The organism is Nocardia sp. NPDC005998 (assembly GCF_040614395.1).
Taxonomy (GTDB): Bacteria; Actinomycetota; Actinomycetes; order Mycobacteriales; family Mycobacteriaceae; genus Nocardia.
Genome location: NZ_JBEXUI010000008.1, coordinates 1 through 24,754 on the forward strand (window position 1 = coordinate 1; position 24,754 = coordinate 24,754).

A 24,754-nucleotide genomic window follows, 5' to 3' on the forward strand; every position below is an offset into this window, starting at 1 on the left:
GGTCCCGGACTGTTCCTGGTGTACGCGGTGTGTGGCATCTTCGTGTTCTTCATCCTGCGGGCGCTGGGCGAGCTGGTGCTGCATCGTCCGTCCTCGGGATCGTTTGTTTCCTATGCGCGTGAGTTCTATGGCGAGAAGCTGGCTTTCGCGGTCGGGTGGATGTACTTCTTCCACTGGTGCATGAGCGGGATCGTGGATATCACCGCGATCGCGACCTATGTCCACTACTGGGGAACGTTCCACGTAGTTCCCCAGTGGTTCATCGCGTTCATCGCCTTGGCGGTCGTTGTCGCGATCAACCTGATCTCGGTGCGCTGGTTCGGTGAGCTCGAGTTCTGGGCGGCATTGATCAAGGTGGTCGCGTTGGTCGCCTTCCTGATCATCGGAACCGTCTTCCTCACCGGCAGATTCACCATCCAAGGGCAGTCCACGGGGTTCGGCGTGCTCACCGACCACGGCGGCCTGTTCCCGACCGGTCTGCTGCCACTGGTCACCGTCACCACGGGCGTCGTATTCGCTTACTCCGCAGTGGAATTGGTCGGTACGGCGGCGGGTGAGGCGGAGAGTCCGGAAAAGATCATGCCGCGGGCCATCAATTCGGTCATCGCCCGCATCGCGCTGTTCTACGTCGGCTCGCTGGTGCTGCTCGGCCTGCTGCTGCCCTACACCGCTTTCAAGTCCGGCGAGAGCCCGTTCGTCACCTTCTTCTCGAAACTCGGTGTGGGGGGCGCTGACTCGGTCATGAACCTGGTGGTGTTGACGGCGGCTTTCTCCAGCCTCAACGCAGGCCTGTACTCGACCGGTCGGATCCTGCGGTCGATGTCGATGAACGGCAGTGCGCCCCAGGCGGCCGCGCGAATGTCGAGTGGTGGTGTGCCCTACGTCGGCATTCTCGCCACCGGTGCCATCGCGCTGATCGGTGTCGGATTGAACGCGGTGGTACCCGAGCATGCCTACGAGATCGTGCTCAACATGTCCGCGCTCGGCACCATCACCGCCTGGGCGGCGATCATCCTGTGTCAGCTGAAACTGTGGCATTGGTGGCGCAAGGGCCTGGCCGAGCGTCCGTCGTTCCGGTTGATCGGTGCGCCGTACACGAGTATCGCGACGCTGGTATTCCTCGCCGGGGTGGTCGCGTTGATGGCATCCAGCGACGACAGCGTGCAACGCGGCGCGGTGATCGCGGCGGGGGTGATCATGATTCCAGCCTTGGTCGGCGGATGGTTCCTGACCCGTGGCCGAGTACTCGCCATCGTGAAAGAACGTGAGGTACGCCATGATTCCCGATAGCACTGCGCTCGTCACGGCCGAAAGGATCCGACGGATGAGCCCTGGGGCGCGAGTACGTTTTGTACTCGAATTGTCCGCCATCGTCGGAAAGGCTCACGTCTTCACCCATCCCGATATGACCGCTCGCTATGTCATCGACTGGACCGGCCGTTGGCACGGTGGCACCACAGCGGTGGTGCGTCCCGGCAGCACCGAAGAAGTAGTCCGGATCATGCGACTGTGCCGCGAGTTCGAAGTAGGGGTTGTCGCCCAAGGCGGTAATACCGGACTGGTGGGTGGTTCTATCCCGATGCACGGCGAGATCGTCTTGAGCTCGGAACGTCTCGACTCGATCGAGGCAGTCGATCCGATCGCCCGCACCCTCGCGGCCGGGGCGGGCGCCACCGTCGCCGAGGCACATACGGCGGCACGGAGGGTGGGCCTGACTTTCGGTGTCGACCTAGCCTCCCGCGACTCGGCCACGCTGGGCGGAATCGTGGCAACGAATGCGGGGGGCGTCCGCGTGATCAAGTACGGCGACACCCGCGCCCAGTTGCTCGGCATCGAGGCCGTGATGTCGGACGGCAGTGTGCTCACCCGGTGGAAGAACTTCACCAAGGACAATGTGGGCTACCACCTGCCGGGGCTGCTCGCGGGATCGGAGGGCACGCTGGCGATCATTACCAAGGTCCTGATGAAGCTGCATGTGCCGCCGACACACACCGAGGTGGTGCTGGCCGGGGTCGAAACCGTCGAATCGGCACTGGCTTTGACGGATGCGTTCCGACGGGCGGGGCTCACCATCGAAGCGGCGGAGCTCATGACCGACGACGGGATGACGCTGGTCCTACAGCACCGAAAACTCCGCCACCCCCTCGGCGACAGCGCGCCGTACTATCTGCTCGTCGAAGCATCCGGATCGCCGGATGTCGCCACGGTGCTGCTCGAAACACTGGAGCAGGCAGGCGATCTCGTTGTGGATGCGACGCTCGGGCGCGGCCAGCGGCTCTGGGAATTCCGGGAAAGCCATACCGAATCCGTCAACGCCGCCTCCGCAACGCCTCCGGTCAAACTGGATGTCGCGATGCCGGTTGCGGAGTTGGAATCCTTCATAGATGTTCTCCGTCGTGAGATCGGCTCGGTATTTCCGTCGGTCCGGCTGATCGTTTTCGGCCATCTCGCCGATGGCAACGTGCATGTGAATCTGCTGGATGTGGATCCCGCAGCCGCCCAGCGGATTACCGAGTTCGTATTCGAGCTGGTCGTGGCCCACAACGGAAGTATCAGCGCGGAGCACGGAGTCGGCCGTTCGAAGGCCCCATGGATCCATCTCGGCAGATCCGCGGTTGATATCGACCTGATGAAAGCGATTCGGCACGGCGTGGATCCCGCGCTCATACTCAACCCTCATATCCTGCCAGCGAACAGGCCGGATGCGCCGTCGAGCGCCACCGCTCGCTCGTAGGCTCGACTGCGGCCGTCCACGGTTCGGCGATGCGGAAGGTGCCGTATTGCAAACCTGTTCAGAGGATGCCTTGGCGCGCAGACCGCCACAGATCGACTTCGCCGTCGTTGTCGAGGAGGGTATCGATGTCGGCGAGTTCGGCGGCGTCGAAATCGAGATTGTCCAGCGCTGCGACGTTCTGATCGAGTTGGTCGATGGTGGACGCGCCGATCACCAGCGAGGTCATGCGGTCGTCGCGCAGCGCCCACGACAGGGCCAGTTGCGCCAGCGTTTGTCCACGCTGATCCGCGATCGCGTTCAGCTTGCGCAGCCGCGCGATCATATCGGGGGTGAGCAATTCGGTCTGGAACGACTTGCCTTGTGTGGCACGCGATTTCGCGGGAACGCCATCGAGGTACTTCGAGGTGAGCAGGCCCTGTGCGAGTGCGGTGAACCCGATGACGCCGAACCCTGCTGCCGCGGCGGCGTCGAGCAGCCCTTCGGTCTCGATCCAGCGGTTGAGCATGGAGTACGACGGCTGGTGGATCAGTAGCGGTGTGCCGAGTTCACGCAAGATCGTTGCCATCGCGATGGAATCCTTCGCGTCGTACGACGAAATTCCCACGTATAGCGCTTTCCCTTGGCGGACAGCGGTATTCAGTGCCGCCGCGGTTTCCTCGAGCGGGGTCGTCGGGTCGAATCGGTGCGAGTAGAAGATGTCGACGTAGTCGAGCCCGAGTCGGGTCAGTGACTGATCGAGTGAGGCGAGCAGGTATTTGCGCGACCCGCCACCCTGCCCGTACGGCCCGGGCCACATGTCCCATCCCGCTTTGGTGGAGATGACGAGTTCGTCGCGATACCGCGCGAGATCCTTGCTCAGGATTCGTCCGGCGTTGATCTCGGCCGACCCATACGGAGGGCCGTAGTTGTTGGCCAGGTCGAAATGGGTGATGCCGAGGTCGAAGGCGTGCAGGGCGATCTCGCGCTGGAGGAGGTAGGGACGATCGTCGCCGAAGTTGTGCCAGAAGCCGAGAGAGAGCAGGGGCAGATCCAGGCCGGACCTGCCTGAGCGGCGGTAGCGCATTGCGCCGTCGTACCTGGTGGGCTCGGGAATGTATGTCATTCGGATCTCCTCGTCACCTGTCTCAACCGTCCCATAGTGCCTGATGATCGGCGTCGACTCGGGACAGCGATCGAATCACCGCTGTCGCGGTGGTGCTCGCGGTAGCCGCGACTGTAGTTCTGAGCCGCGGCGTCTCGTAGCTGTCGAACTGCTCGGATTGCTGAGGGCAGGAGCCGAAGCTCACCGGTGGGGATCCGAACTCGGTGATATCGCGGCCCTCATTAGCATGGATGCGGCGAATAGATCGAGGAAATCCGAGGACCTGTGTTGACTACCGAACAACTTGACCGCTGGAACGCTCAGGAAGCCGCCGCGGAGGCGATGATTCCCATTATCGGCAGGTTGTATCGGGCGAAGGGTGTGACGATCCTGCTGCACAGTCGGCCGCTGGTGAACAAGTCGGTGATCAGCATCCTGCGGACGCACCGCTTCGCGAGGCAGATCGAGGGCGAAGAGCTGTCGGTGGACGAGACCCTGCCCTTTCTGCAGGTGCTCGGGGGGCTGGATCTAGGGCCCTGCAAGATCGATCTCGGTCAGTTGGTGATGGCCTATCGCGCCGACGATCGCGGACTGTCGATCAGCGAGTTCACCGCAGCGGTCCTGGCCGAGGTGACCGATGGCAACAAGGCTCGGTCACGGGGCCCGCGGGATGTTGTCCTGTATGGCTTCGGCCGCATCGGTCGTCTGGTCACTCGCCTGCTCATCGAGAAGGCCGGATCCGGCAATGGACTGAACCTGCGTGCCGTTGTGGTGCGCAAAGGCGGCGAGGACGATCTGACCAAGCGTGCGTCGCTGCTGCGCAGGGATTCGGTGCACGGCCATTTCAACGGCACGATCAAGGTCGATACCGACAATGACACGATCACCGCGAACGGGAACGTGATCAAGTTCATCTACAGCAATGATCCGACCGCGATCGACTACACCGAGTACGGGATCGAAGATGCGATCCTGATCGACAACACCGGTAAGTGGCGTGATCGTGACGGCCTGTCGCAGCATCTGCGTCCCGGCATTGCGAAGGTCGTGCTCACCGCCCCCGGTAAGGGCGACGTTCCGAATATCGTGCACGGCGTCAACCACCGCAGCCTGGACCTGTCGCAGCAGATCTTCTCGTGTGCCTCGTGCACGACCAACGCGATCGTGCCGCCGCTCAAGGCCATGGACGACGAGTACGGCATCATCCGCGGTCACGTGGAAACGGTGCACTCGTTCACCAATGACCAGAACCTGCTGGACAACTATCACAAGGCGGACCGTCGCGGCCGGTCCGCGCCGTTCAATCTCGTGCTCACCGAAACCGGTGCCGCGTCCGCGGTTGCGAAGGCGATGCCGGACTTCAAGGCCAAGATCACCGGCAACTCGATTCGTGTCCCCACCCCCGACGTATCGGTGGCGATTCTGAATCTGCAGCTCGAGCGGGAGACGACGAAGGCCGATGTACTCGCGTACCTGCGTCAGGTTTCGCTCGCCGGGCCGTTGAGCCGAAACCTCGATTACACCGCCGCCACCGACGTGGTTTCCAGCGATTTCATCGGATCGCGCGCAGCCTCGATCATCGATGCCAATGCCACGATCGTCGAGGGCGACACCGCGATTCTGTATGTCTGGTACGACAACGAATTCGGCTATTCGTGCCAGGTGGTGCGGACGGTGCAGTACATCTCGGGCATCGAGTATCCGACCCACCCGCAGGTCGGCGCACAGCTGGACCGTGCCGCCGACGCTCGCGTGCTGACGGCGACCGACGCGCGGTAACTCGCGCGGCCGAGATCGATGGCTGCGCGGCACGCCGAAAATCCCCGGTGGGATGCACGCTGATCCAGTTGTGTCGGTGGGTGCCGCTAGTCTGCTGACATGGTCGGACCGGATTCGGCGGTGCGCCGACTGACGCGCGATGCGGGAAAGCTGCTGCAGCCGTACGGCTTTCACGGCTCGGAGGCTACGTGGGTGCGAGTCGTGCCGGGTGGTGTGGCATCGGTCGGCCGCACCCGGACTCTGCGTACCTGGACCGACGGGCAGCAGGTACTCAGATTCGGACTGAGCCTGAGTGCGACACCCACCGCCTGGTGGGAGTTCCGTAACTGGCGCAATGCGCAGCTGGGGCTCCCGGTCACGCCGCTCGAGCAGGCGACCGGCCCCGGGCTGATCAACGACCACGGCATGCCCGAGGAGCTGACCGAGCTGTGGTCGCTGCACCTCGACCCGACACAACCGGGCCGGGTGTTGCAGGCAGACGTCGATGCCATCCGCGCCGAGTTGCCCCGACGCGTGCACGCCTATGCGCGTCGGGCGCTGCGGCTGCTGGAGCCGGACCGCTATCTCGACGAACTGCTGGCTGCCCCGGACCGGCAGATCGCGACCTGGGAAGCGATCGTCGTCCTGCTCGCCGACCGCGGACCAGGACCGCAACTCGACGACGCGTTGATCCAGCTCCGGACGTGCCTTGCGGAGCGGGGCGAGTCGGCTTATGCAGAGGACGTCGTCGCCTACGCACGCGGTCGCGCTGCCCTGGTCTGAGCAGCTACCGGGGCGTGGCGACCTTGCTTCTTGTCCACTCGGCTACGCCACGACATATTCGATGCTTGCGTGATCGAACCGCTGAAAGTCACCCGGTCGGCGCCGCATCCATCGTGGCACTGCTGCTCGATCGTGGCAGAGATCATGGTGGACCCAGGCTCGATCCGCTCCGGTTTCGGTGCTCGGGGCGAGGGCCTCGCGTTCGGCCCTCCGGCACCTACTGACTGTCCAACAATGAGATATTGGCAACGATCAGCGCCCGACAACAGCGGGAGTCGGGCTGTGTCGCGTAGCCCGACCTACCTTCAGGAGGCAGGCAATGATCTTCATCGTCGTGAAATTCAAGACCAAGCCCGAATGGACCGACCGCTGGCTCGACTTCGTCGCACCGTTCACCGCGGCGACCCGTGCCGAGGAGGGCAACCTCTGGTTCGACTGGTCGCGCAGTGTCGACGACCCCACCGAATTCGTTCTCGTAGAGGCCTTTCGAGACCAGGCCGCGGGCGCGGCCCATGTCGGCAGTCCCCACTTCGAGACCGCGATGAAGGAATTGCCGCAGGCGCTCGCGTCGACTCCCCAGATCATCAGCCAGACCATCGACGCCACCGGCTGGTCCGAAATGGGGGAGATGACCGTCGAATAACCGTTGCTCGCGTGGCCTATTCGATCAGGCGCAACGCGTGGGGACCGCGGTAGGGCTCATCTGCCACGCCTGTGCCAGGGCGTCCCGCAAATCATGCTTCAGCCCGCGCACCTCGACGCTGTCGGTCGGTCGTGGGTGCAGCGCCTCGTCCGCCATGTGCAGAAACCGCTGACGGGTCACACCAAAGGTCACGAGCAGTTCGGCGGCCGTGGCGCCGCCGAACGGCGCCCACCGGATCGCGAAGCTGATCAGGGACTGCGCGGTCGTATCGAGGGCCTGCGCGCCCGCCATCCGTTCACACTGGCGAAGCGATGTCCGCACCCACTGCGCGTCGCAGCGACGCTCGACTGCGCGACGATGCGCGTTCGAAGCGCTTGCGCGCCGTGTCGTGGAACGATCGCCACCATCCGAATCGGGCGTCGCGGGGCAGACAGCGAACACCGGAAAGCGATCCACCCGTGGACGCGGCTCGAATTGGACCCGGACCGGCGGATCCGAAACGGGTGCGACATCACCTTCGATCGTCGCGTACACCCACGGACCCTCGTCGAGTTCCACGATGGCGATCGTCAATGGCTCCACCTGGGCCTGCGGACGGCTCACACGACGGTGTACGAGCCGCGACGACACGATCGAACCGAGACCGGACGAAGGCGACCACTCGAGATCCCAGGACCGACACGACGAACATTCGGCGGTCAGCGGCGCGAACAACTTGTCACAGCGCCCACAACGTCGAATCATCATGACGGTTGCGTTCCCCGTGGGGGTGTAGTTGTGCTCGGACATGGAAGACCTCGGTGTGATAGCGATGCATGCTGTCCTCACCGAGCGTCTCCCTCTCGACGCCCGACCGCGACCGTAGAACTACCGAGAGACATACCCATTTCTGCCGAGCGCGCTACGTAGAGACCGCTCCGACAGCCGTCGCGTGCCCAGGTCGAGTGCTATTGCGCTCGGTGTGAACGCGCGGTCAAGGCGGCGATCTGCGCCCGGGTGGAATAGCCGAGTTTGCAGAGGGGACCAGCGCAAGGATTCTGTACAACACGATCCGGCCGCACCGGGCGCTCAGCGACCGAGCACGGCCGACACTGGTGGGATCGCTCGAAGCCGAGGCCACCTCGATAAGCGAGCACCGCCATCACGAGCCGGGGCGGGTCGCCTGATGGACGGCGAGGTCGACCTTGTACCACGTCACTCGGTGGTGCGGTCGTGAACAGAGACGGCGAGGCCGTGCGTTCATGTATTCCTACGACTTGCCGGTGGCCAACCCGCTCAGGAGGTCGTGTACGAGGCTGGCTGCCTGGATGTGCGCCTGTTGCGGATCGTCGGTATCCGCGATTGTCAGTGATAGTTCGGTGAGGGCGCCATAGAAGGCGCTGGCGATCAGTTCGGCGGGATGTGGCTGGATGAGCGCGGCGTCCAGCAGGTTCCGTACCGCTTCGAGGACCAGGCCGCCGAGGTGCTGCTGGTCGAGTTCGCGCCAGCGCTGCCAGCCGAGGGCGATCGGGCCCTGCTGGAGTACGACATGTCGAAAGTCTTGTTCGGCGCACACCGCGAGAAACTCCGCGACGCCGCGGTCGACCCGGTCGAAGGGGTCCGAGACCGATTCGATCGCGGTCCTGATGCGTTGCGCCGCTTGCCTTTCGAGTTCGTCGAAAATCGCTTCGAACAGTCCGCGCTTGCCGTCGAAGTGGTGATACAGCGCGCCGCGGGTGAGGCCCGCGCCACGCACCAGCTCTTCTGCCGAGATGCCCGCGTAGTCACGGGCCGCGAAAAGGCTCAGTGCGGTATCGAGCAGCGTCCGGCGGGTGTTTTCCGCGTACTTGTCGCGCAACGCTTCCATACGTCATGAATATCACATACAGTATGTATGTCAGATACAGAGTGTATGAAGGCGGGTTGTGATGGACAGGTCAGTGGATGTCGTTGTCATCGGGGCCGGGATCGCGGGTCTGGTGGCCGCACGTGACCTGGTGCAGAGCGGTGCCGAGGTGTTGGTGCTCGAGGCGCGCGACCGGGTCGGCGGGCGGCTGCTGAACGACGAACTACCCGGCGGTGCCCCCATCGAGGTGGGCGGCCAATGGGTCGGGCCGGGTCAACATCACGTGCACGCCCTGATCGAGGAACTGGGACTGAGCACCTTCCCCACGTACACCGCTGGTCGCCATATTGCCGAAATCGGGACGGCGCGCTCGGAGTACATCGGTCGGATCCCCAAGGTGAACCCGCTGGCGCTGGCCGATATTGCGCAGATCCAGTGGCGGCTGGACCGCGTGGCGCGCCGGGTCGCGGCCGCAGAGCCGTGGCGAGCCGACCGGGCCGAGGAGCTGGATGCGCAGACCTTCGCCACCTGGCTACGGCGCACCGCCCGGACCGGCGTCGGCCGGTCGTTCTTCCAGATGATCACCGAGGCCGTGTTCGCCACCGAGCCGGAGGACATGTCCGCGCTGTGGGCCGCGTTCTACGTCGGTGCCGCCGGTGGCGTCGACGCATTGATCAATGTCGAGGGAGGTGCGCAACAGGACCGCGTCGTCGGCGGTTCACAGCGCATCGCATCGGCCTTGGCCGAGGAACTCGGTGACCGTGTCGTCCTCGGCGCGGCGGTGACCGAAATCGAATGGGACGCCTCGGGCGTGCGGGTCGTGGCGGGTGGCACAACAGTTCACGCCCGCCGCGCGGTGGTGGCGGTGCCGCCGCCGCTGGTCGCGCGAATCCGTTTCAGCCCGGGTTTGCCCGGTGATCGCAGTCAGCTCGTCCAGCGGATGCCGATGGGGCGGGTGATCAAGGTCAATGTCGCTTACGACGAGCCCTTCTGGCGCACAGCGGGTTCGAGCGGTCAGGCCAACAGTGATCACCGCCCGTTGGGTACCGTCTTCGACAACACCCCGCCCGAAGGTTCGCCCGGCGTGCTCGTCGGCTTCCTCGAAGGACGGCACGCCGATCACGCGGCGCGCCTGGACCTCGCCGACCGTCGCGCCCGGGTGATAGATGACCTCGTCGGCTACTTCGGACCGCAGGCCCGCAACCCCATCGCCTACATCGAACGTGACTGGGCCGCAGAGGAATTCACCCGCGGCTGTTACGGTGCTTTCACCGCACCGAGCACCCTCACCCGCTTCGGTCCGGCCCTGCGCACACCCGTCGGCCCGCTGCATTGGGCAGGCGCCGAAACCGCCATCCGGTGGGCCGGATACATGGACGGAGCCGCCGAATCCGGCCACCGCGTCGCCCGCGAAATTGCCCCAGCCCTTGTTCGTAGCGGTACTCGGTAGCCAGCTGCGACTCCGGCGGTCGGCGGCGAGATCCGAACGATTTCGAGCCGCCGTCACGCGGAGAACTTCAGGTCAGGTAGCGGTCGGCGGCTTTCGCGATTTCGTCGATGGCGTGCAGTGTCTCCGATTCTGGGAGGGTCGGCACGCTGAGGATCAATCGTTGCACCCCGGCCTCGGCGTAGCTGTCGAGTAGGGCCGGATCGGCTGCGGCGAATGCGACTGTGATCGGCAGGTCGTGTCCGTCGAGCAGGGCCAGTTGGGCCGGTATCGCGGCGGGATCGGCCACTGCGGTGGGGATCCAGCCGACACCGTGGCGGATCGCGCGTTCGGCCGCCGACTCGCCGCCGCCGATCAAGATCGGCGGGTGCGGTTGTTGTACGGGTTTCGGCCAGGCGTACATCGGGTCGAAATCGATGAAGCGACCGTGGTATTCGGCGAGGTCCTCGGTCCAGATCTTGCGGATGGCGACTAGTTGCTCGTCGAGTAGCGCGCCGCGGGTGCGGGGGTCGGTGCCGTGATCGGCCATCTCCTCGCGATTCCAGCCAGTGCCGACGCCGAATACGAAGCGTCCGTGTGAGATTCGGTCGAGCGTGGCGACCTGTTTGGCGGTGTGGATGACGTCGCGTTGGATCAGCAGGGTGACCCCGGTACCGAGGAGCAACCGCTCGGTGACGGCCGCAACGGCGCCGAGGGTGACGAACGGATCCAGCGCGCGGTAGTACTCCCGCGGCAGCTCACCTCCGCCCGGGGCGGGGGATTTCCGACTCGCGGGGATATGCGAATGTTCGGGCAGGAACAGCGATTCGAAACCCCGATCCTCCAGTGCCACACCGAGTTTCGGACCGCTGATGCCCTCGTCGGTAACGAAGGTGGTGATGCCTATCTTCATGAACAGAATGTTGAAACCTTCACATGTATGTGATGGTCAAGGCGCGTGTGAGTAGGAGCACAGCCGTTGGTGTCGCGGCCGAGTCGGTGCAGCGCAATATGGCCGATGTGCCCGAGAAATAGCCGCACTGTCGGAGAATGGTTGCGGTTCGTTGATCACGCCCCCGGTCCGATGGGAGCCAGCGTTATGCACGATGACCGTCGGTTGGTCGAGAATCGCCTCGGCCGGGTTCTCGCGGAGCGGATCACTCCGGCGATCTATCCGGAGTCGGTGCCGCTGAAAGCGTCCATCTGGGTTGCACCGGATGAGCCGGTGCCGGTCGCCGAGGGCTTGGCCGCGCCCCGGACGCCGATCGGATCCGGTGCCAGATGGGGTGCACCGTGGGGGACCAGTTGGCTCACGGTCGAGGCGACGGTACCTGCCGCGTGGGCGGGTAAGACCGTCGAGGCGATCATCGATCTCGGTTTCGACCAGAACATGACGGGTTTTCAGTGCGAGGGCCTGGTCTATCGGTCGGATGGATCGCCGGTCAAGGGTTTGCATCCGCGTAACCAGTGGGTGCGGGTTGCGTCTGCGGCGGTCGGCGGCGAGCACGTGGTGTTGCACGTCGAGGCGGCTTCGAACCCGATCATTCCCTTCTCGCCGACCATGCTCGGCGACAAATCCACCGCCGGCGACGAGCCGCAGTATCGACTGGGTCGGCTGGACCTGGCGGTCTTCGACGAAGAGGTCTGGTTGCTGGTCCAGGATCTGGAGGTACTCGGCGAGCTGATGCACGAGATGCCCGAGGATCCCGCCCGCCGCTATGACATCGTGCGGGCGATCGAGCGCGCGCTCGACGCCGTCGATCTGCAGCACGTGAACTCCACGGCTGCTGCGGCGCGCGCGTATTTGGTCGACGTGCTGGCCGCGCCAGCGGTCGTGTCCGCGCACAAGATATCCGCGGTCGGGCACGCGCACATCGACACGGCATGGCTGTGGCCGCTGCGCGAGACGGTGCGCAAGGTAGCGCGCACCACCGCGAATATGACCGCGCTGCTGGCCGAGGAGCCCGAGTTCATCTTTGCGATGTCCCAAGCCGCGCAGTACGACTTCATCAAGCGGCATCGCCCCGAGGTGTATGCGAAGGTCAAGAGTGCGGTATCGGAGGGACGATTCGTGCCGACCGGCGGCATGTGGGTCGAGTCGGATACGAATATGCCGGGCTCCGAAGCGATGGCACGGCAGTTCGTGCACGGCAAGCGGTTCTTCCTGGCGGAGTTCGGTGTCGAGAGCGCGGAGGTATGGCTGCCCGATACGTTCGGATTCGCCGCCGGGCTGCCGCAGATCATTCGGGCCGCCGGGTGCAAATGGCTACTGACACAGAAGATCTCGTGGAGTCAGATCAACCAGTTTCCGCACCACACCTTCCTGTGGGAGGGCATCGACGGAAGCCGGATCTTCACCCATTTTCCGCCGGTCGACACCTACAACTGCTCGCTGCAGGGCCGCGAGATCGCGCACGCCGCAAGGAATTTCAAGGATAAGGGCCGGGCGTCCATGTCGCTGGCACCCACCGGCTGGGGCGACGGTGGTGGCGGGCCGACGCGGGAGATGGTCGCCAAGGCTGCCCGGATGCGGAACCTGGAGGGCTCGCCGAAGGTGGTGTGGGACAAGCCCGCCGACTTCTTCGCCGAGGCCGAGGCCGAATATCAGAACCCGCCGGTGTGGGTGGGGGAATTGTACCTGGAACTACACCGCGGCACGCTGACCAGTCAGGCCAGGACCAAGCAGGGGAACCGGCGCAGTGAGCACCTGCTGCGGGAAGCCGAGCTATGGGCCGCGACGGCGGCGGTGCGGAAGAACCGCGAATACCCCTATGCGGCACTGGACCGGATCTGGAAGACGGTGCTGCTGAACCAGTTTCACGACATCCTGCCGGGTTCGTCTATCGCATGGGTGCACCGAGAGGCGGAGCAGACCTACGCGGCGGTGGCCGCGGAGCTGACGACGGTCATCGAACGGGCCCAATGGGTGCTCGGCGGTGAGCGGACCGGACCGAATATCTTCAACCCGGCGCCGCACACCTGGCGATCGGTCCCGGCCGGTGGGGCGGCCGCGATGGCGGCGGGGCACCCGTGCTCGGTGGCCGAGCGAGCGGGTGGCGGGTTCGTCCTCGACAACAGGCTGTTGCGGGTCGAAGTAGATGACCGCGGCCTTGTCGTGTCGGTATTCGACCTGGAGGCGCGGCGCGAGACGCTTGCGCCGGGTTCGGTCGCGAACCTGCTACAGCTGCACCCGGACTTCCCGAACGCGTGGGATGCGTGGGATGTCGATCTCTTCTATCGAAACCAGGTCACCGACCTCACCGACGCGGATTTCGTTGCGGTGGACACGGATTCGTCAGGTGCAGCGGTGGTGCGGGTGGGGCGCTCGTTCGGGTCCTCCAAGGTAGAGCAGACCTTGGCGCTGCGGCCGGGCGTGCGCGGCCTCGACATCGACACCGGCGTCGAGTGGTGGGAGACGGAGAAGTTCCTGAAACTGGCCTTTCCCCTGGACATCCACGCCGACCGCTATGCCTCCGAAACTCAGTTCGGGCATATGTTCCGGCCCACCCACACCAACACCAGCTGGGAATACGCGAAGTTCGAGGCATGTAACCACCGTTTCGTCCACTTCGCCGAGCCGGGTTGGGGTGTGGCGCTCGTCAACGACTCCACCTACGGACACGACGTCACCCGCACGGTCCGAGCCGATGGCGGGACGACAACAACACTGCGGGTTTCGCTCTTGCGGGCACCGCGCTTTCCCGATCCGGAGACCGACCACGGTGCACACCACTTCCGGCACTCGCTGATCCCGGGCGCATCGATCGGGGACGCGGTACGCGAGGGCTACCGCATCAACCTCACGCCGTTGCGGCCGGGCGTTGCCGAGGCCGTCGAACCGCTGTTCACCATCGACAATGCCGCCGTGGTGACCAGCGCTGTCAAACTCGCCGACGACGGAAGCGGCGATGTAGTGCTACGGGTCTATGAGGCGCACGGTGGTCGTGCCTCGGCGCTGGTGGCCGTCGGCTTCGGATTCGCCGGGTTCCAGGTCTGCGATCTGCTGGAGCGGCCGCTGCCAGGGGACACCCCCGCGAGCCGGGAGGGCACGGGAGTTCGCTTGCGGCTGCGGCCATTTCAGCTTGTCACGCTGAGATTTACCCGTGCCCAGGATCGGACCTCGTCGGAGATCTGAGATGCAGCGGCAGGCATCAGTCGGGTTTGGTCATAGCCAGAGCCGCTGACAAGGCAGGGGCTGTAGCGCTTCGCGCATATCGTGATCGATTTGAATTGTCGCCAATCTCAGTGCATACATTGCTTTTGCGAAAGTGTGCGCTGCTATGGAGTCGGCCCAGTAGTGCATCGGCGGCCAACCCGGAAATCGGACCGTGACATGGCATGACATGGCATTACCTTGATTGTCCGGCGCAATCGACTCAGGACTTCCCTGCACTGCCATTGTCTCAGCGACCGAGCCGGAGCATCTGCTCGAGCCGGCGGTATTCGCCTATTCGCGCTTCGGGATGCGGTTTGGACCGCGCAATCGCGCTGGTCATCGCGGTTCTCCAGTCGGCCCCGCCTACGGGCCACTTGGCTTCGAAATCGGGCGTAGGGGCCAAGTACATCGTTTTCGACGATGGTGCAGCTAGGAACAAGAAGTCCAAAGATCGACCCAGTTGGCGTGTATATCTTTGTACCTTCCTCCAATTTGACGCACGAACCTTCCTGTTCGCCGATTGCTCCGACCCCGGTACGACCGTGGATCCGCGGATAGTCGAAGAATGGAATCGATGTACTGGCGGGCGCGATGAATCTCGGTATCGCGCAGCCTGGTTCGTTGCAATTCAAGTTGATTCTTGAACCTCTGCTCGATGACGCCATCGTAGCGGTTACCACCCGGCGGCCTATTCGGAATTCACCGCGAGCGGGCGGCAGGGACGGCTGGTCCCCGATCGCATCCGGCCGGTGTCCATGCCGCACGACCAGTTGCGCGATGCACCCTGGATCCGACGGCTGTGACCCACCAGCGGCGACGGTGTGGTCGAGATGTCGAAGGACGGTGCCTGGGGCGCCCTATGTCCGCGGCCGAACTCGATTGCGGCCGAGTGGCTGTCGAGATCTGGTCGAAGACGAACCTTCGACATCCGATCACCCAGGCCGTACGTTGGGTGCAAAGACGGTGTAATGGGAGGAATCGCGATGCGTGTCGATATCGAATTCACTAGTGGCGCAGCGACATTACGGGGTTGGCTCTATCGGCCCGAGCAGGCGTCTGGACGCGCGCCGCTGGTGGTGATGACGCACGGCTTCGCGGGCGTCAAGGAGTGGGTTGCGCCGTTCGCCGAGGTGTTCAGCGCTGCCGGTTTGGCCTGTCTCGTCTACGACCACCCTGGATTCGGGACCTCCGATGGTGAACCGCGCTACGAGGTCGACCCCACCGCGCAGATCGAGGGTTACCGCGATGCGATCACCTTCGCGCAGACGCTGGACGGTATCGATCCGGAGCGGATCGGCATCTGGGGAACCAGTTTCGCGGGCGGCCATGTCCTGGTCGTCGCGGCGACCGACCGGCGGGTCCGCGCCGTGGTATCGCAGGTGCCACTTACCAACGGTTGGGCCAACTTTCGCAGTTTGGTGCCCACCATCATGCTGCCCGCCGTGCACGGGGCCATTGCCGCCGACCGCCTGGCTCGCGCTGCCGGGAAACCGTACGAGACGATCAAGGCGGCCTCCGATGACCCGACCGAACTCGTCGCCATGCCCGGTATCGAGGTCTACCACTGGTTGATGGCCAATGGCCCGCAGGTCCCCACCTGGCGCAACGAGGTCACCCTGTCGAGTGTCGACAAGTTCCAGTCCTATGCCCCGGAGGCGTTCCTGCGCCGCGTATCTCCGACGCCCCTGCTGATGGTGATCGCCGATCAGGACACCCTGACACCCACCGATATCGCCCTGCAGAGCTATGCCGAGGCGCTGGAACCCAAACAACTGGCGCTGATCCCCGGCACGCACTTCGCCGTGTACGAGGAGCAGTTCGACCGGGCATCCGGCGCCGCCCGCGACTTCCTGCTCGCCAACCTGAGTCGATAGCGCGTCCGTGGTAGGTGGCGGCCGGGGTGATCGCTACCCCCATCCGATCGCACAGATTCAAACCCTCCTGTCGGTCGGCTTGCGGTGCTGGAGTGGAAGGAGCGCGCGCCGACACCGAATGGAGCAAGCATGACCACAGAGCAGATCGCCGATCGGATCCGGTTCGCCTACCGCGCACGCACACCCTGCACGATCCGGTGCGGTGGAAAGTATCAGCACATCGGCAGGGCATTGCTGCACGACATCGCGCCACCGCCGCACGGCGTGATCTGAGCTGAGCGAGAAGAGGATACGGAAGTGACAGTTACCGTCGTCGTCGGCAATCCGAAGCCCGCCTCCCGTACGCTGACCGCGGCAACGCTGGTCGCCAAGGGTTTGCGCTCGGACGTGGCACCGGAGGTGATCGATTTGGTCTCCTTCGGCGCTGGCCTGCTGTCCTGGGGTGACCCGGATGTCGCCGCTGCTGTGCGCACGGTGGCCGGTTCACAGCTGGTGGTCTTCGCCAGTCCGACCTTCAAGGCCACCTACACCGGTCTGCTGAAGCTGTTCCTCGAACAATTCGACGGCGGTACCGGCCTGGCCGATGTCGTGGCGGTGCCGCTCATGCTCGGCGCGGGCCCGACGCACGCACTCGCGCCGGACCTGCTGCTGAAGCCGGTGTTGGTCGAGCTCGGCGCGACGGCCGCATTGCCCGGTCTTTATCTATCGGACCGCACATTTCCGGAAGACGGCGCGATAGAGCGCTATACCACCCGCTGGCGGCCCGTCGCCGCGGCACTGGGTTCGAAGGCGGCCGACCATGTATGAGCTATTCGAGTTTCCGTCCGATGGCGCCGGACTGCGTCGCGTATTCGCCAGCTTTCCCAGTGGGGTGGTCGCGGTATGCGCCGAAATCGAGGGCACACCACACGGTTTGGCGGTGAGTACGTTCGTGCCGGTCTCGCTGGATCCGCCACTGGTGTCATTCTGCGTGCAGAACAGTTCGGCGACCTGGCCGAAGCTGGATACCGCCACGCACCTCGGTCTGAGTCTGCTCGGCACCGATCAGGAGGATGCGGCTCGGGCACTGAGCAACCGCAACGGCAACCGTTTCCATAATGTGGATGTGCAGCGCGGCGCGGCCGACGCGATCTTCATCGAGGGTGCGACGGCGTGGATCGAAGGCGCGGTCGAAGCCCGCATCCCCGCGGGCGACCACACGGTGGTCATCCTGCGGATCAACCGCCTCGCGGCCCGGGCCGACGCCGAGCCGCTGATCTTCCACGGCAGTAAATTCCGCAGCCTGCACCCACATCGCGAGATCACCGAGATCGCCAGCTGAAAGGTCGGGTCGGCGGGTCCGGTCGCGGCACTTCGCATGATCTCGCGGATGGTGTCAGGGTGTGCTGAGCTGGTCCCACTGCATGCGCGGATCTTCGTTTCCGAAATCGTCGCGAATGGTCACGTAGGACGTGCCCGCGGCATAGGGCACACTGAGTCGGCGACTATCCACTGCGGCCTTGTAGACGGTACTGCCCGTGCCATCTGGGAACAGGACATATTCGAGGGTGAAGTCCTGACGGTAGTTCCCGGTGTTGCAGATGGCCAGGAAGGCCAAACCCCAACCACCCGAGGCATTTTCGATGCATCGGTGTTGCCCCTTCGAATTCTGTTCATAGGTGCTGAACGCAACCGTGTCCGGACTGGTTGTCGCGCGCAGCCACCACTGGCGCCGATCATTGGCATCACAGGGGGCGAACCGAGCAGTGCCACTGATGCCGTTGTTCGGATCGTCCTGGGTGGTCATGCACAGGCCATTCCCCCGGTTGTACATCAGCCAGTAGGCGAATTCGGCGTGCGCGGCCCCGGCCGTACCGACCATGCTGGTGACGGCGGATGCGGCCAAGGCCACGGCGGCCATCCGGACTGCGGCGAAAGTGGTGATCGAGCGTTTCATTGTGTTTCTCCTTGCAGGGTTATCGGATTCGGATCAGTCGGCGAGCAGCCACGCGCGGTGGCCGCCGTCGCGGAGTCGGAGTAGGAATTCGACCCAGCCCGCGATTCCGACCGCGTAGTCGGCGGCGTAGCTCTGAAGCGTTTCGTCGGCGGCCAGGAGTCGACCGCACCGGATGCCGCCCTTTGCGGCCAGGGCGAGCGCAATATCGTTGGCGCGGTCGAGGTATCGGTGGTTGCCGGTGTAGGCGGCAAGGTCGAGTAGTAGTTCACCGGCGCCAGCCAGGCCGTGGCACTGCGATGGTCCGGCGGACCAGCGGCGCGCCCACACGGCTTCGGCCGCGCGGTCGGCCCAGTGCAGCGCGGTGTCATCGCCGCTCGTATGCCATTGGCGGACAAGGAATGTGCCGATCCCCGCGGAGCCGCTGCACCAGTAGTCGTACAACGCGGGGTTCGCGTTCGGTCTGGCCGGCCACCGGGCTCCGGCTTCGGTATCGACTCCGGCGGCGCAGAGGGTGTGTGCGGCTGCCGCCGCGAGTTCGATCCATTCGGGGCGGTTCAGCTGGCGGCCCGCGTCGAGGAGGAAGGTCGCGATTCCCGCTGTGCCATGCGCGAAGCCGTATTCGGTGCGGCCGGTGAGGCGATCGTCGAAACCGGTTGGCATGGGCCACAGCAGTTCTCCGTTGCGACGCTCGGCTCGTTCGGTGAGATGGCTGGCGTACTCGGCGGCTCGATCGCGGTAGGAAGGGACTCCCGTGGTGGACCAGAGCATCAAGGCGGCGTATCCGGCTCCGGCCAGGCCGTGGGTGATATCCGGATTGGTCCAGTCCGACGGGATACGGTCGAACAAATCGGCCCCCGCCTGCTGGATTGTCTTGTCCTCCAGCAGTTTTCCGGCCTCGATCAGCGCAATGGCGGTGCCGGATCTGCCGAAATACAAACCCGGTCGGCTGGGCGCGTCCGGATTCAACCTGTCGATGATCCATGCGGCGGCGGTCGCGACCGCCGCCGTTACGCTGGCCCTCGTGTGGGCAGCCCGAGTGAGGGTGTGCAGCACACCGGCGGCACCGTGGTAGACGCTGAGCGGGTCGCTACGCGTGCCGTATTTGCTCGGTGGCCAGAGGTGTTGGGGATCGTCCGGCGTCATGGTGTCGATGAGATGGTCGATCCCGGCGTCGAGGCGGCGGTCGAGATCCGGGTGCCGCGGAGCGGGTCGTTTCGGTTGCGGGACAGTGCGCTCGGTGAGGAAGCGGCGCACGCGATCGAGATCCCATCGAATATCCGGGTCGTCGTGCAGTAGGCCGAGGAGCATCGGTTTCGCCTGTGCGACAACGTCGTTGTCGGCGGCGATATCGTCGAGCAGATCGGCGAGCCGGGTGCGCATCGGTCGAGCGGGGTGATCATCGGGCGGCAGATCCGGGTCCGCGCCGGTGCACAGCAGGAACAGCAGCGCGCCGAGGGCGAAGCGGTCGGTGGTGTGGTCGGTGATCGCGTGGTGGATCTGTTCGGGGGCGGCATAGCCGGGAGTAAATACCGGAGCAGTCGCCGCGCCCGGTTCGGCGGCGTACTCCAGATCGACCACGGTCATTGTCAGGTCGGGGCGGACCATCACATTCATCGGTGATATGTCCCGCAGCAGCACACCCGCGGTGTGTACGGATGCGACCAGGTCGGTGAGCCGCAGGGCGAGGGAGCGCCACTGTCGAACGCGATGCTGCTCGCTGCGCCAGTCGCGCAGCGTCGATCCGGCGATCCGTTCGGTGACAAGGAACAGGTCGCCGCCCTTCTCGAACACCTCGATTCGGCGCGGCGCAACGCCGAGCGGCGCGAGACGGTCGAGCATTTCGGCCTCATTGCGCAGGGCGACTTGGACATTCCATCCGTTCGGGCCGTCGCCGACCGCCGCGCGAGCCTGTTTGACGATCACCTCGGCATGGGTGGTGATATCCGTGGCCTCGAATACCCCGCCCTTATTGGCATGCCGAATTGCGCGCCGGACCAGGAAACGGTCGCCGAGCAGGACGCTGTCGACATCGGCGGTATCGGTCTCGGGGCCGTCGAACGGATCGCGAGCCCACTCGGGCGCGACGAACCAGGCCTCGCGCCGGTCCTCGACTTTGCTGCCATCGGGCGCGGTGATCACATCGGTGTACTGGCCGTCATTGCCGAGCACGGTATCGCTGGTGAATCCACCGTATCGGTAGTGCACCAGACTTCCCGGCGCATATCGGCGATCCGACAGAATCGCGGGGCCGGACAGTCCGGACGTCACCTCGTGCAGTTGTCGCGCGAGTAAGCGCAACTGGTCGTCATCGGCGGGATAGACCGTCATGAACTTTCCCGCACCACCGCGGGGGTAGCGGGCCGAATTCAGTTCGCGCACACGGTCGATCGAGTGCGCGAATTTGCAGGCGCAGGCCGCGCCGAGTACCACCTCGAGCGCGCGGTCGAGCACATCCGGTGCGGATACGACAGTGGCGGAAACGTGTAACTTCCAGCCTTGTCCGCGGATTGCGTGGTTCTTGGGGCTGAGATGGCACCAGAATTCGTCGGTCCGCAGTGTCCATTCACCGCGCTCGCGCACCCGAGCCTCGATGTGCTCGACCAAGGATTGATTCGATGTCATTTCCTTCTCCTCCCGTGAAGTCGCATCGAATGCGCCCGTGACGGGCGGTGGTTCGCCCGCCACGGGTATCGGTCAGTTCTGCAGGCTGGTGCGGCTGCTGCAGGTACCGGCGTCACAGGTGACGCGCATGGACAGCAATTCCGTGCTGATATTCATTTCCGGAAGTCGTTGCAGCGCGGCCACATCCGTGGTGGTCCGGTCGCCGCGATTTCCCGATGTCGTTGTGCTCATTTTCTTTTCGCCCTTCGGTCTAGTTCTGAATGCTTATCCGGGTGTTGCAGGTATAGCGAAGCTCGAGTGGATCCGACTTCGCATTCAGCTCCGGAAGCTTCTGGAGTGCGGCCACATCCGTGCTGGTCCGTACTTCCGTTGTGCTCGTCGTCATTTCACCTCCTACCATCTATCCGGTGATTCGGTCGGGCCGAGTGATTTCGACGGAACCCCCTTCCTGTCCGCTGCCCGAATACGCCTCCTTCGTCATCGGTTGCGGACAGCATGAATCTTTTCTCCCGCGCGTTTCACGGCGATTTCACCGGCATCTCACCGGATCAGGTGGTGCGGGAGCGGGCGCTATAGCGGTGGGCACGGCCGAGCCGGCGCGCTCGATGCAATAGTCGCGCGATTGGCTGCGCTGAGAGCAACCCGTGTCTGTGAGATCGACACCGGACTGGCCGGTGGATCAGGCGTGAACCGGGAGGAGGCGAATTCTCTACCGCGAGAGTCGAACTGGTCCCGTCGCTGCCGAACAGGGACGGGTACGGCAACGGCACTGGTCCGAGGTGATCGGAACAGTGCCGTTGTGGGAGGCTTACTAAAAGATCAGGCGGCCGGGGAATTGCGTAGTGCGTGGGCGATCGATGCGAATTCGGTCGCGACGCCATTGGCGACGCCGCTGCGCCACCCTTCGGCCAAGACCGCGGACACGGGATCGGGGAAGATATCGTCCTCGTCCGCTTCGAAACCGTCGAAGATGGCTCGCGCCACGTGCGCCGCGGTGGCCTTCAGCGCGTCGAACTCCCGGGACATCTCGGTGTCGGTCGGACCGGTCAACGCGGCGTGTACCCGTATGCCCTGGTCGGCGAGCTGGGCGCGCAGCGATTGCGTCATCGAGAACGCCGCCGCCTTCGAGACCGAATAGCCGGGAACGAGCGGAAAGGCGGCGATTCCGTTCATCGAAATGTTGTTGACGATGGCACCTTGCGAACGGGTCAGCAATGGCAGGAATGCGTGGGCTACGGTGAGTGGGCCGAACAGATTCACATCGAGGTGCTGCTGGATTACCGCCCGGTCGGTCAGATCGTCGTAGATCGCCACGCCCGCGTTATTGACCAGGATATCCAGCGACTCGACCGCATCGACCGCGCGCTGAATCTGGTCCGCGTCGGTGATGTCGAGAGTCAGCGGCGTGACGCGCTCATCCGCGTGCGGCACCGGCACGCGCATCGCGGCGTAAACCCGCCGGGCACCGCGGCGCAGGGCCTCATCGACCAATGCTTTTCCAATGCCACGATTGGCACCGGTGATGAGAATTTCGCTGTCGGAGACTTTTGTCATGATGATGATTCCTTTCTTGCCAACGGCTATTGCAGATGTCGGCGCAGTGCCGCGAGCGGGTCGTCCCAATCGCGGGCCAGCGCGGCCAGGAACTGCTGGGCGACCTGCATGGGACCGGACTGGAGGCGATAGCGGATCCGGCGCCGCTCACCGGGTTCGGCTGCCACCAGACCTGCATCGGCGAGCAGCGCAAGGTGTTTGGCTATGCCCTGCCGGGTGATCGGCAGTTTGGCGGCCAGATCCGTCGCGGTGGTCGGACCGGCCTCCGCCAACGCGGCGAGAATACCGCGCCGGTTCGGATCCGCCAGGGCCGCGAATACAGCTTCCGCGACGGCTTCGGACGCGCGGTCAGCCATGGAGATAGGTGACCAACTTGGCGAATTCCTTCGCCCATCCGTCGGTATTGCCGTCGAATGCCTTGCGGTGGTCGTCCGGCTCGAGCTGTGCGAAGCCGGTTTCGACCACGGTGACGGTGGTGCCGGTGTCGTTCGGTGTCAGCGTGAACTCGACATACGTGCGGCGCGGGTCGCTATCGGGAAGTCCGTGGATGGGCCAGGTGTAGCCGAAGGTCGTCTGCGGTTCGAGTCGTTCGATGCGAAGCTCCGCTGCGTAGCCACCCTCCCAGGCCAGTTTCGCGGTGCCGCCGACGCGCATGTCGACCTCCGCGCTGTCGCCGAACCAACTGCCGAGCCCTTCGGCTGTGGTGATGGCGGCCCACACCCGCTCCAGCGGCTGATCAATGTGCACACTGCGTTCGATTCGATCCGGGAATCCCATCGGGGCACCTCCTTATGTCGCAACCATTCGGTTGCCATAAATCTATAGCAACCGAATGGTTGCGTCAATGTGGTCGTTGACGCAGTGCAGCGCTAGGTGCGGCTGGGCGCAGTTCCGCCGGGGAAGGTGGCTTGGCCGGCGGCGGCGTATTCGGCCTGGATCTTGTAGTAGCGGGTGTCCGGGCCGTAGGCGGCGTAGAAGACGAATCCTCGGGTGTCGGGGTCGGCGAATGGTGCTCCGTCGACGAAACGGGTCAGGACCGGGGCGAGGTGGGTCGGGAAGCTCGATGGCTCGCAGCGCACCGGGAAGCAAATCCGTTGCATGCGTGGGGATGTCCAGGAAAACGTGCGGTAGAGGTTGAAGGTGCGCCCGAGGAGTGCCAGTTCGGCGTCGTCGGCCGGGATGAAGTCGAGTTCGGCCAGAATTCCGGCGATATCCGCGGGAGCGAGGGTGCCCGGCGCGAAGACGTTCGAGTAGAGATTCATTGTGCGGGCGTCGAAATCGACTGCCAATATGCCGATTTGGCCGCCATATCGGGTCAGGTGCTCGGCGCTGGCGCGGGCCGAGTCGGGGATCCCGGCGAATCCGAGAATCTGCTCCACCTCGAGTAGTTCGGGGAAAACCAGCCAGATCTTCTGCACACCACCGGCGAGTGCGAGATCGACACCCGAACGGACCGGCACGGCGGCCGATATCTCGGCGAGCAACTGCTCCATCGGATGTCCGGTGTAGGTGAGAAGTCCGGCGTCACAGAGTCTTTCGATCAGATCGGTGGGGGCACCCGGATGCATCACCCGAGCGTTGACCTCGCGTTCGGGCACCGGATGCGTCGTCGTGCGCACACCGACGACGGAGTTGGTCCACAGATCGGCGAGTGTTTCCAGCACCGGGTCCACGATCGCAGGGTCATAGCGGGCCTCGGCTAGGCGCGCATACTCCTGCAGATCCCTCCGGAGCCGATCGAGCGTGCGTGTGGCGGATTCGGTCATGGCCTTCATCGTCCCGCAGATGGCTGGCCGACGTAGCGGTTTGACCCTGACGCTGCGTCAGGCTCGACGATGTCGTGGTGAGCGAAACCTACCCCGCATTCGATATCAGTCCGGTTCCCGTGCCCGCCCTCGACGCCGTGGCTCCGGAGCTTTTCCGCGGCATCTATGGGATGCCGATGTTCGTCACGGTGCCGACGCCCGATGTGGCTGCGTCGGTGGACTTCTGGGTTCGCGGACTCGGCTTCTTCGACCTGTTCACCGCCCCCGGGCAGGTGACGCATCTGCGGCGCTGGGCGTTCCAGGACGTCTTGCTCGTGCCGGACCAGCGGCCGGCCGAGCCGACGGCGCGGAGCGTGAGCTTCGCGTGCGTGTTGAGTCAGCTCGACGAGATCGCGGCGGCGTGTGAGCGGGTGTTGCCCGGTTGTACGACGGGACCGCGGACGATGCCGTGGAACTCGGTGGAACTGGAGGTCCGCACACCGGACAACACCCGGGTGATCATGACGGCGGCGCGGCCCTACGACCCGAACAGCGCCGAGGCCGGGTGGCTGCGGTCCATCGGAATCGAAGGGCCGAAGCAATGAGGTCGGTGGCAT

23 protein-coding genes and 1 pseudogene are annotated in these 24,754 nt (G+C 64.7%); 12 read left to right on the top strand and 12 right to left on the bottom strand.

Annotation, left to right across the window (positions count from 1 at the left end):
• Both ABZ293_RS13725 and ABZ293_RS13730 read left to right on the top strand, forming a co-directional pair.
• The coding region (locus ABZ293_RS13725) for an amino acid permease (RefSeq protein WP_355180387.1) at window positions 1-1,290 on the top strand (1,290 nt) is incomplete at its 5' end.
• 34 nt (window positions 1,291-1,324) lie between these two features.
• A complete protein-coding gene (locus tag ABZ293_RS13730; protein ID WP_355180389.1) occupies window positions 1,325-2,734 on the top strand; it encodes an FAD-binding oxidoreductase in 1,410 nt (469 codons plus the stop codon).
• Between the two features lie 58 nt (window positions 2,735-2,792).
• On the opposite strand, the gene mgrA is transcribed toward ABZ293_RS13730, so the two are convergent.
• Complete coding sequence (mgrA, locus tag ABZ293_RS13735) at window positions 2,793-3,836, bottom strand: L-glyceraldehyde 3-phosphate reductase (RefSeq protein WP_355180391.1); 1,044 nt, start codon at window positions 3,834-3,836, stop codon at window positions 2,793-2,795.
• A gap of 267 nt (window positions 3,837-4,103) precedes the next feature.
• Here mgrA and ABZ293_RS13740 point away from each other — a divergent pair, with 267 nt between their 5' ends.
• From ABZ293_RS13740 to ABZ293_RS13750, 3 genes are all read left to right on the top strand, one after another.
• Window positions 4,104-5,594: a glyceraldehyde-3-phosphate dehydrogenase gene (locus ABZ293_RS13740; protein WP_355180393.1), complete on the top strand. Its 1,491-nt coding sequence runs from the start codon at window positions 4,104-4,106 to the stop codon at window positions 5,592-5,594.
• Between the two features lie 99 nt (window positions 5,595-5,693).
• Window positions 5,694-6,356, top strand: a complete 663-nt coding sequence (locus tag ABZ293_RS13745; protein WP_355180395.1) for a hypothetical protein — start codon at window positions 5,694-5,696, stop codon at window positions 6,354-6,356.
• A 319-nt stretch (window positions 6,357-6,675) separates the two neighbouring features.
• The gene (locus ABZ293_RS13750; protein WP_355180397.1) at window positions 6,676-6,999 is read left to right on the top strand and encodes a putative quinol monooxygenase; all 324 of its coding nucleotides are present in this window, start codon (window positions 6,676-6,678) and stop codon (window positions 6,997-6,999) included.
• 24 nt (window positions 7,000-7,023) lie between these two features.
• Here the strand turns inward: ABZ293_RS13750 and ABZ293_RS13755 are convergent, their stop codons facing one another.
• From ABZ293_RS13755 to ABZ293_RS13765, 3 genes and pseudogenes are all read right to left on the bottom strand, one after another.
• Window positions 7,024-7,290: a hypothetical protein gene (locus tag ABZ293_RS13755; protein WP_355180771.1), complete on the bottom strand. Its 267-nt coding sequence runs from the start codon at window positions 7,288-7,290 to the stop codon at window positions 7,024-7,026.
• A gap of 192 nt (window positions 7,291-7,482) precedes the next feature.
• Window positions 7,483-7,788, bottom strand: a pseudogene (locus ABZ293_RS13760) (OB-fold domain-containing protein); the annotation flags it as partial.
• A 460-nt stretch (window positions 7,789-8,248) separates the two neighbouring features.
• A complete protein-coding gene (locus ABZ293_RS13765) occupies window positions 8,249-8,845 on the bottom strand; it encodes a TetR/AcrR family transcriptional regulator (protein ID WP_355180399.1) in 597 nt (198 codons plus the stop codon).
• 61 nt (window positions 8,846-8,906) lie between these two features.
• Between ABZ293_RS13765 and ABZ293_RS13770 the strand changes: the two genes are divergently transcribed.
• The gene (locus tag ABZ293_RS13770) at window positions 8,907-10,274 is read left to right on the top strand and encodes a flavin monoamine oxidase family protein (protein WP_355180401.1); all 1,368 of its coding nucleotides are present in this window, start codon (window positions 8,907-8,909) and stop codon (window positions 10,272-10,274) included.
• 67 nt (window positions 10,275-10,341) lie between these two features.
• Here the strand turns inward: ABZ293_RS13770 and ABZ293_RS13775 are convergent, their stop codons facing one another.
• The gene (locus tag ABZ293_RS13775) at window positions 10,342-11,163 is read right to left on the bottom strand and encodes an LLM class F420-dependent oxidoreductase (RefSeq protein WP_355180402.1); all 822 of its coding nucleotides are present in this window, start codon (window positions 11,161-11,163) and stop codon (window positions 10,342-10,344) included.
• A gap of 186 nt (window positions 11,164-11,349) precedes the next feature.
• On the opposite strand from ABZ293_RS13775, the gene ABZ293_RS13780 reads away from it, so the two are divergent.
• The 5 genes from ABZ293_RS13780 (at window position 11,350) to ABZ293_RS13800 (ending at window position 17,601) form a co-directional block, all read left to right on the top strand.
• Complete coding sequence (locus tag ABZ293_RS13780) at window positions 11,350-14,385, top strand: glycoside hydrolase family 38 C-terminal domain-containing protein (protein WP_355180404.1); 3,036 nt, start codon at window positions 11,350-11,352, stop codon at window positions 14,383-14,385.
• 1,004 nt (window positions 14,386-15,389) lie between these two features.
• A complete protein-coding gene (locus ABZ293_RS13785) occupies window positions 15,390-16,280 on the top strand; it encodes an alpha/beta fold hydrolase (protein ID WP_355180406.1) in 891 nt (296 codons plus the stop codon).
• Window positions 16,281-16,409: 129 nt separating this feature from the next.
• Entirely contained in the window at window positions 16,410-16,553 is a 144-nt protein-coding gene (locus ABZ293_RS13790) for a hypothetical protein (protein WP_355180408.1), read from the top strand.
• A gap of 24 nt (window positions 16,554-16,577) precedes the next feature.
• Complete coding sequence (locus ABZ293_RS13795; RefSeq protein ID WP_355180410.1) at window positions 16,578-17,087, top strand: NAD(P)H-dependent oxidoreductase; 510 nt, start codon at window positions 16,578-16,580, stop codon at window positions 17,085-17,087.
• Entirely contained in the window at window positions 17,080-17,601 is a 522-nt protein-coding gene (locus ABZ293_RS13800; protein WP_355180412.1) for a flavin reductase family protein, read from the top strand. The genes ABZ293_RS13795 and ABZ293_RS13800 overlap by 8 nt, the downstream gene beginning before the upstream one ends.
• A gap of 54 nt (window positions 17,602-17,655) precedes the next feature.
• Here ABZ293_RS13800 and ABZ293_RS13805 read toward each other — a convergent pair whose 3' ends face one another.
• From ABZ293_RS13805 to ABZ293_RS13835, 7 genes are all read right to left on the bottom strand, one after another.
• Window positions 17,656-18,216: a hypothetical protein gene (locus tag ABZ293_RS13805; RefSeq protein WP_355180414.1), complete on the bottom strand. Its 561-nt coding sequence runs from the start codon at window positions 18,214-18,216 to the stop codon at window positions 17,656-17,658.
• Window positions 18,217-18,249: 33 nt separating this feature from the next.
• Complete coding sequence (lanL, locus tag ABZ293_RS13810) at window positions 18,250-20,838, bottom strand: class IV lanthionine synthetase LanL (RefSeq protein WP_355180416.1); 2,589 nt, start codon at window positions 20,836-20,838, stop codon at window positions 18,250-18,252.
• 72 nt (window positions 20,839-20,910) lie between these two features.
• Window positions 20,911-21,069 carry a hypothetical protein gene (locus ABZ293_RS13815; protein WP_355180418.1) on the bottom strand — a complete coding sequence of 53 codons (159 nt, stop codon included), beginning with the start codon at window positions 21,067-21,069 and terminating at the stop codon, window positions 20,911-20,913.
• A gap of 588 nt (window positions 21,070-21,657) precedes the next feature.
• On the bottom strand, window positions 21,658-22,392 hold the full coding sequence (locus ABZ293_RS13820) for an SDR family NAD(P)-dependent oxidoreductase (RefSeq protein WP_355180420.1): 735 nt from the start codon (window positions 22,390-22,392) through the stop codon (window positions 21,658-21,660).
• 26 nt (window positions 22,393-22,418) lie between these two features.
• The gene (locus ABZ293_RS13825) at window positions 22,419-22,748 is read right to left on the bottom strand and encodes a metalloregulator ArsR/SmtB family transcription factor (RefSeq protein ID WP_355180422.1); all 330 of its coding nucleotides are present in this window, start codon (window positions 22,746-22,748) and stop codon (window positions 22,419-22,421) included.
• On the bottom strand, window positions 22,741-23,169 hold the full coding sequence (locus ABZ293_RS13830; protein WP_355180424.1) for an SRPBCC domain-containing protein: 429 nt from the start codon (window positions 23,167-23,169) through the stop codon (window positions 22,741-22,743). The genes ABZ293_RS13825 and ABZ293_RS13830 overlap by 8 nt, the downstream gene beginning before the upstream one ends.
• Before the next feature lie 92 nt (window positions 23,170-23,261).
• Entirely contained in the window at window positions 23,262-24,158 is an 897-nt protein-coding gene (locus ABZ293_RS13835) for an aromatic prenyltransferase (protein ID WP_355180426.1), read from the bottom strand.
• A 77-nt stretch (window positions 24,159-24,235) separates the two neighbouring features.
• Between ABZ293_RS13835 and ABZ293_RS13840 the strand changes: the two genes are divergently transcribed.
• A complete protein-coding gene (locus ABZ293_RS13840) occupies window positions 24,236-24,742 on the top strand; it encodes a VOC family protein (protein WP_355180428.1) in 507 nt (168 codons plus the stop codon).
• Window positions 24,743-24,754 lie beyond the last annotated feature (12 nt).